The organism is Metalysinibacillus jejuensis (assembly GCF_003057615.1).
In the GTDB taxonomy this organism is placed as follows: domain Bacteria; phylum Bacillota; class Bacilli; order Bacillales_A; family Planococcaceae; genus Metalysinibacillus; species Metalysinibacillus jejuensis.
In genome coordinates this window covers 20,391-27,053 of the sequence record NZ_QAFW01000031.1, presented here as the reverse complement: position 1 = coordinate 27,053, position 6,663 = coordinate 20,391, and the positions used below count along the sequence as shown (strand labels likewise).

Below are 6,663 nucleotides of genomic sequence, written 5' to 3'. Positions count from 1 at the left end.
GATTCCATTCCACTAAAGAAATGTTGTATTTACTTCCAATCTTAATGAACATTTCTTTTGCAAAATCAGATAATTCATTGTCAAAAACTTGTATCCGATATTTCACAACCAGTACAAGATGATAATGCATTAAGAATACTGAATGATTATTACTATCTAATTTCATTGTGATATCAATCCTTTGTTACATCTAAGACTGATTATATTATAAGCTTTGGCTAAAGCCAACCGAAATTCATCTCCCACCTACTCATTGGTGCTATTCGCACCTTCACATTCCTTGAGGATGGGAGACTTCTTTCGGAAAGACGTTAAAATCATTCGATACATATTCAATGAGTGCAGCAGGTGGGTAATAGTTGCCTTGAATAAACTCCTCATCAATTGATGCGAGTAATTGCCCGACAATATATTGCATTTCGGCTGTAGTAAATCGTGCTTTATCACCTAACCATTGACGCAGTAGCATAGTTGGCATTACGAGTTTTTCGTATTGTGTAGGTGAAAGGTGTTGTTTGGCATAAGGTACTTGTGCATCAAACATCGCGAGTAAAACCGCACGTGCATTTTTTAGCAGCTTTGTATTTTGTGTTAAGTTACTAACGAGTACAGTAGTGTAAAGCGTTGTTTCAATTAACATCATATTTTGTGCTGCTGAGCTTGCTTGCGGACTCAGCTGTTCTGCCTCATCGATTAGTGTATACAAATTCATATGATAATAATAACTTAGCAACTCGTATATGTTTTCGAGCAATAGATGGCGCTCAAAAATTGTTTTATTAGGTTTATTGAGTAGCTGCCCAAAATGTAGGGCGAGTGCGTGCGCGTCTTGCGCTGCAGAAATACAAATAATCGCTGGGCGCATAAGTTCGCCTCCTTTTTGCAAGATGTTAGTGTTCAATATAATATGCTTTACGTGTGCCGACAAGTATTAACACTGCATTTGTTTCCTTATTTGTACGAAAGGGAATTAAAGTGATAGAATTATAACAACACGTAAGGCGGGGAGTTAAAACTATGGATCAAAAAATGTATACAACAAAAGACGCCGCTAAATTTTTAAATGTGAGCACTGCGACTTTAACGAATTATGCCAAGCATTTAGAAGGTAACGGCTATATGATTGCACGCAACCCAAAAAACCACCGTTGTTTTGTCGGTGAAGATTTTGCGCGTATGAAAGCGATGGTCATTTTAAATCGCTTGCGTAGTATACCGTTTAGCGAAGCGGCGCAAATCGTTACGAACGAGCATACGAATATTAAAGAAATTTTACAGCTAGATAAAGATAATCTAGTAGAAGGCGATGTGCCTGCTGTACAGCAGACGCAAGTGCGTGCGACAGAACTTCATGAAGTAGCACGTGAGCTTGATAGCATTGTGCAACAAGTACAAGCACAAGATGCCATGCATAAGGCATTTGTTCACGAAGTTGGCGATATTTTAGAACAACAGTCAGACGTTATAAAACAGCAAAATGACTTGATTGAACAGCTCATTCGCGAAAATACGAGACAAAAGAAACGATCTTGGTTAAGTCGTTTGCTATTTCGTTAAAAAGTACCGATCTTAGGTACTTTTTTTATTTGTTTTTCCACTATAATACTTATGTTGAGGAGGATTATCAGTGAGAGACTTAGTAGAGAAAGCAGCATTAGGGAAAGCCAACATGCTAAGCAATGACAAACCAGCATATTTACTGAATACGATGTTAGGTGGTATTTATATTGGTTTCGGTATGTTGCTATTAGTAACACTTGGGGGATATATGTCAGCTGAGCCGAGCTTAAAGCTTGCACAAGGTGTAACGTTTGGCGTTGCACTAACGATGGTATTATTAGCAGGCGCAGATTTATTTACGGGCAACCACTTCGTTATGACGATAGGGGCCTTTAGTAAAAAGACGACATGGGGTCAAGCTATCGCTTCATGGATAGGTAGCTATGCAGGTAACTTAGTAGGTGCCGTGCTATTAGCAGGTGTATTTTATGCATCAGGCCTAGCCGTAGGTGATTTAGGTGAATATATTGATAAAGTAGTGCATGGTAAAACAGCGCCTGACACAATAGAATTGTTTATGCGCGGTATTTTATGTAATGTTTTAGTATGTATTGCTGTATGGGGTAACTATAAATTAAAAACAGAAATTGGTCGTATTGCGGTAATCTTCTGCTGTATTATGCCATTCATTACGATGAGCTTTGAGCATAGTATTGCCAATATGACAGCCTTTAGCGTAGCGTATTTTAATGGGGTAATTACGTTAGGCGAAATCGTTCACAATTTAGTACCTGTAACATTAGGTAATATTGTTGGCGGTGTTTTTGTAGCAGTAGCTTACTGGGTAACTGTATTAAAAAACGATAAATAAAGAAAAGACGTTACGAACTAAAATGGTACCTGTGGATAGGACACTTGAAAAAGAGTGTGCTATTCACAGGTATTTTTAATATACTAGAATTCAATAGACATAAGGACGGATAAGAGACAGCTATGAGTAAACAATTATTTTCACCAGAACAGATAGCACAACTACAAAAGAATCCCCATGTACTAAAGGTAAGTACTCGCACAATTACCTACGCAGATGCATTTAAAAGTAAATTTATCGATGAATATTTAGCAGGTAAAACACCTAGAAAGATTTTTGAGGAAGCTGGCTTTGAAATCGAGATGCTCGGCATGAAGCGTGTGGAACAAGCCTCATCTCGTTGGAGAAAATCATATGAGAGAAATGGCTTAATCGGACTAACGGATACACGGAAAACGAGTTCGGGCAGACCCCTAAAGCGTGAGCTAACAATGGCAGAAATAGTAGAAAGACAAGCAGCACGTATTGAGCTATTAGAGGGCCAAGTAGAAATGCTAAAAAAGCTCGAAGTGACAGAAAGGAGGCTGCTAAGCGACAGCCAAAAACTAAGCACACAAAAGATATTTCAACTGATTTCTAAAACCATTCAACAGTTGCCATTTAAGCAAATGGTGACTTATTTTTGCCAGCTTTTACATGTTTCCCGCTCTGGATATTACAATTATTTAGCGACAATCGAGGAACGTGCAGTGAAAGAGCGGAAGGATAGAGAAGCACACGATTTGATTTTAATCACCGTGGTTATAAGAAGGGTTCGCGTTCAATTAAAATGACGCTTGAACACGACTTTGGCATCGTGATGAATCGCAAAAAAATTCAACGTATTATGCGAAAGTACGGCATTCAATGTCCACACCGTAAAGCGAATCCCTATAAACAAATGGCCAAAGCAACGAAAGAACACCGTGTGGTTCCCAATAAATTAAATCGTCACTTCAAACAAGGTGTACCAGGTAAGGTCTTATTAACGGACATAAGCTATATTCCTTACAACGGAAAAATGGCTTATTTGTCGACCATAAAAGACGGGTCTACAAATGAAATTTTAGCGTATCATGTATCAAATCGTATTACGCTCGATATCGCTACAAGAACCGTTGAAAAACTATTTCGTAACAATCGTGTAAAGCTCCATCCGGAAGCCTTCCTTCATTCAGATCAAGGGGTTCATTATACAAGCCCCAAATTCCAAAAACTTTTAAAGCACTATAAACTTGGTCAGTCGATGTCACGTCGAGGAAACTGTTGGGATAACGCACCCCAGGAATCCTTCTTCGGTCACTTCAAGGACCAGGTTGATTTCAGCATGGTCAAAACACTAAACGAACTACGTGCAAAAATTGATCACTATATGGTCTACTACAACAATTATCGTTACCAATGGAATTTAAAAAGAATGGCTCCTGTACAATACAGAAACCATCTTTTAGTAGCTTAATCTCTTTTTTAGTCTGTCCTTGACTTGGGTACCACTTTAAACCGTTATAGCTCGTAACGTCTTTTTATTAATTATGGGGAATATGATGTTTTTGGCAAAATTCGCGTAGCTCTTGATATAAATCGGGGCTGTCAAAACGCAGTAGCGAAAGCGGCTTTGCCGTCGTCATAATGACAGCTTGAAAAATCGTATCGTCTTGTCGGCGCGTAAAGGTGACATGGGTCATTTCTTGCGGCGTAATGATACGTTTTTTAACGGTGCTATTTAATGCGATAACACGGTAAGTAATACCTTTATCTGTAATCGTTAATTGGTAATGGAGAAATGAAATTAACGCGACGATTACCATCACAAATACCGCTAGTAAATTGAGCCAAGGAATAGGCCAAGGAATTACAGCAATTGCAATCGCAACAATCAGCCAAATAAATAGTGTGAATTTAGGGGTAGTAGCAGCGTACATTATCATCATCCTTTATTTTATGCTTTATTTAGCCTAACGGAAAAGCGTGTGAGATGCTAGTGTATTTCTTCGCACACCTGCAAGCTAACCAGTATACTATAGCAATACGTTATTTTTAGAAACGAAGAAAGTAGGTTATAACTATGGCACGTGGTATTTATATTCATATTCCGTTTTGTCACCAAATTTGTAATTACTGTGATTTTAATAAATTTTTTTTCGCCAATCAGCCTGTCGATGAATATATTGAAGCGGTGGGCAAGGAGCTAGCACTGTGGAAGGCGCGTGCACCTGAGGCATTTAATAATGTAGAAACGGTGTTTTTAGGTGGTGGCACACCAACAGCGCTATCTGCTACTCAAATTACACGTTTACTTACAGTAATTGCTGAGCAAGTACCACTTGCACAAGTGAAGGAGTTTTCGTCAGAGGCGAATCCTGATGAGCTATCACGTGATAAGTTAGTCGCTCTGTATGAGGGTGGTGTTAATCGCCTTAGTATGGGGGTGCAATCTTTTGATGAAGCTTTACTTAAGCGCCTTGGTCGTACGCATAGTAACGCGCATGTAATGGAAACTATAGCTACCGCTAAGGACGTAGGATTTAAAAATATTAGCATTGATTTAATGTACGGCTTGCCTGAGCAAACGATGGCACAGTGGCAAAGCTCATTACGTATGGCGTTAGATTTACAACTGCCGCATTACTCAGCCTACTCTTTATTAGTAGAGCCTAAGACCATTTTTTATATGGAGTACAATAAAGGGCGTTTGCCTTTACCGACACCACAGCTTGAAGGTGAGATGTACGATGTATTAATGCGTGAGATGGAAGCGGCAGGTTTAGCGCAATATGAAATTAGTAACTTTGGCCAAAATTCAGTTCATAATACGATCTACTGGGACAATGACGAGTATATTGGCATTGGCGCAGGTGCGCATGGTTATGTAGAAGGCGTACGTTATGGCAATCACGGCCCACTAAAAAAATATTTTGCTGCATTAGCGTCTAACACGCTTCCTCTATTAAATGAACATAAGGTAACTGAGCAAGAAGCAATGGAAGAACAATTGTTTTTAGGGTTACGTAAAACAGCAGGTGTACCTCATGCTATGTTTGAACAACGTTTTAATAAAACGATGGACGAGGCATTTCCTGGTGTAATTGCCCCGCTTATTACGAAGGGATTAGTCGTGCAAGATGCTGAGGGATTAAGGCTTACGCGTGCTGGTCGCTTTGTAGGTAATGAGGTTTTTCAACAATTTTTATTTTAGTGAGCGTTAACGTTGACATCATGTAGTGGGTTTGATAAATTATAAATAGATATTAGCACTCCCTTTAACTGAGTGCTAACAGAGGTGATGAATTATGTTAACGAATCGACAGCTAGAAATTTTGCAAGTCATCGTAGACGATTTTATCACGTCAGCACAGCCAGTTGGCTCACGACAAATTTCGAAGAAGAAGCATATCACATATAGTCCTGCTACTATTCGAAATGAGATGGCAGATCTTGAGGAGATGGGTTTACTTGAAAAAACGCATACTTCATCAGGGCGTGTGCCTTCCGATAAGGGGTACCGATTTTATGTAGACCACTTGCTACAGCCAAAGCGTCTTCTAAAAGAAGATATGCTTCAAATCCAATCTGTTTTTACTGATCAACATGCTGAGGTGGAGCAAATTATTCGTAAGTCGGCTACTATTTTATCGCAGTTGACGTCGTATACGTCTATTATGTTAGGCCCAGATGTACAAAGCCATCGGATTAAAAAGATTTCAATCGTATCATTAACAGATGATACAGCAGTAGCAATAATCGTGACAGATCAAGGTCATGTCGAGCATCGTACTTTCCATGTGCCAGAGCACTTTAGCGCATCGGATGTGGAAAAAGCCGTTAACATTTTAAATGAACGACTTTATAATGTACCGCTAGAGCATTTTGCCCAAAGCTTAGAGACTGAAGTGCAGCGACTGTTAAAGCAACATATTAATGCGGCTGAAGAATTTATCGCTTCACTAACACATCATGAGCCGAGTCAAACGAAATTGTTTTATGGCGGTAAAACAAATATGCTACGACAACCTGAATTTCACGATGTTAATAAACTTCGCATGCTAATGGATATGATGGAAGCACGTCAACAAGTGTATGAGCTGTTTCAACCTAATGAAGCAGGCATTCATATCCGCATTGGCTCAGAAAATGAGCAAATTGCGATGGAAAATTGCAGTGTGATTACCGCCACTTATCAGGCAGGTGAAAGCACAGGTGCGATCGCCATTATCGGACCAACACGCATGGATTATGAACGTGTTATTTCTTTAGTGGATTTTGTAAGACGCGATTTAACACGCGCCTTTAATAAGGCGAAGTAGGAGGGTAAT

The 6,663-nt window shown here is 39.4% G+C and carries 8 protein-coding genes; 5 read left to right on the top strand and 3 right to left on the bottom strand.

Annotation, left to right across the window (positions count from 1 at the left end):
- A partial coding sequence (locus tag DDE80_RS09935) for a transposase (protein ID WP_201261524.1) occupies positions 1-166 on the bottom strand: 166 nt, incomplete at its 3' end.
- Positions 167-271: 105 nt separating this feature from the next.
- On the bottom strand, positions 272-865 hold the full coding sequence (locus DDE80_RS09930; RefSeq protein ID WP_108307502.1) for a hypothetical protein: 594 nt from the start codon (positions 863-865) through the stop codon (positions 272-274).
- Between the two features lie 152 nt (positions 866-1,017).
- Between DDE80_RS09930 and DDE80_RS09925 the strand changes: the two genes are divergently transcribed.
- From DDE80_RS09925 to DDE80_RS09915, 3 genes are all read left to right on the top strand, one after another.
- Complete coding sequence (locus DDE80_RS09925) at positions 1,018-1,557, top strand: MerR family transcriptional regulator (RefSeq protein WP_108307501.1); 540 nt, start codon at positions 1,018-1,020, stop codon at positions 1,555-1,557.
- A 70-nt stretch (positions 1,558-1,627) separates the two neighbouring features.
- The gene (locus DDE80_RS09920; RefSeq protein WP_108307500.1) at positions 1,628-2,371 is read left to right on the top strand and encodes a formate/nitrite transporter family protein; all 744 of its coding nucleotides are present in this window, start codon (positions 1,628-1,630) and stop codon (positions 2,369-2,371) included.
- Positions 2,372-2,493: 122 nt separating this feature from the next.
- Positions 2,494-3,809 (top strand): IS3 family transposase gene (locus DDE80_RS09915; protein ID WP_427901807.1). Its coding sequence is split into 2 segments (ribosomal slippage): positions 2,494-3,103 and positions 3,103-3,809, totalling 1,317 coding nucleotides; the frame shifts between segments, so codons are not numbered across the junction.
- Between the two features lie 67 nt (positions 3,810-3,876).
- Here the strand turns inward: DDE80_RS09915 and DDE80_RS09910 are convergent.
- The gene (locus tag DDE80_RS09910) at positions 3,877-4,272 is read right to left on the bottom strand and encodes a hypothetical protein (protein ID WP_108307499.1); all 396 of its coding nucleotides are present in this window, start codon (positions 4,270-4,272) and stop codon (positions 3,877-3,879) included.
- A 143-nt stretch (positions 4,273-4,415) separates the two neighbouring features.
- On the opposite strand from DDE80_RS09910, the gene hemW reads away from it, so the two are divergent.
- The gene (gene hemW, locus DDE80_RS09905) at positions 4,416-5,546 is read left to right on the top strand and encodes a radical SAM family heme chaperone HemW (RefSeq protein WP_108307498.1); all 1,131 of its coding nucleotides are present in this window, start codon (positions 4,416-4,418) and stop codon (positions 5,544-5,546) included.
- A gap of 94 nt (positions 5,547-5,640) precedes the next feature.
- A complete protein-coding gene (hrcA, locus tag DDE80_RS09900) occupies positions 5,641-6,654 on the top strand; it encodes a heat-inducible transcriptional repressor HrcA (protein WP_108307497.1) in 1,014 nt (337 codons plus the stop codon).
- The last annotated feature ends 9 nt before the right edge of the window (positions 6,655-6,663 follow it).